The organism is Paracoccus sp. Z118, assembly GCF_019061185.1.
Taxonomy (GTDB): domain Bacteria; phylum Pseudomonadota; class Alphaproteobacteria; order Rhodobacterales; family Rhodobacteraceae; genus Paracoccus.
This window is the reverse complement of record NZ_JAHQZU010000106.1, coordinates 1-659: the sequence shown is the minus strand read 5'-3', so window position 1 is coordinate 659 and position 659 is coordinate 1. Positions and strand designations below refer to the sequence as shown.

At 68.7% G+C, this 659-nt stretch carries 1 protein-coding gene; it reads right to left on the bottom strand.

Annotated elements, in window-relative coordinates:
- A partial coding sequence (locus KTN05_RS17710; RefSeq protein ID WP_217330673.1) for an FAD-dependent oxidoreductase occupies nucleotides 1-659 on the bottom strand: 659 nt, incomplete at both ends.

Genomic DNA, 659 nt, shown 5'->3' with positions numbered 1-659 from the left:
AAGCCGCCATAGCACCAGCCCGCGTTGAGATAGAGCCCCTCGACCGGCGTGCGGTCGATGATGGGCGAGCCGTCCATGGACATGTCCATGACCCCGCCCCAGATCCGCAGAAGCCGCGCGCGGCCGATCATCGGCATCAGCGCCATGCCGGATTCGGCCACGTCCTCGACCACCGGCAGGTTCCCGCGCTGCGCGTAGGAGTTGTAGCCGTCGATGTCGCCGCCGAAGACCAGCCCGCCCTTGTCGGACTGGCTGACATAGAAATGCCCGGCGCCGAAGGTGATCACACCGGGGATCGTCGGCTTCAGCCCCTCGGAGACGAAGGCCTGCAACACGTGGCTTTCGATCGGCAGCCGCATCCCGGCCGGCGACATGACGCGGCTGGACGACCCGGCGACCGCGACGCCGACCTTGCCCGCCCCGATATAGCCGCGCGAGGTCTCGACGCCCTTCACGCGGCCGTTCTCGATGCGGAAGCCCGTGACCTCGCAGTTCTGGATCAGGTCCACCCCGGCGAGATCGGCGGCGCGGGCATAGCCCCAGGCCACGCCGTCATGGCGCGCGGTGCCGCCGCGGCGTTGCAGCAGGGCGCCCTTGATCGGAAAGCGGGCATTGTCGAAGTTCAGGAACGGCGCCATCTGCCGCACCTGATCGCTGTC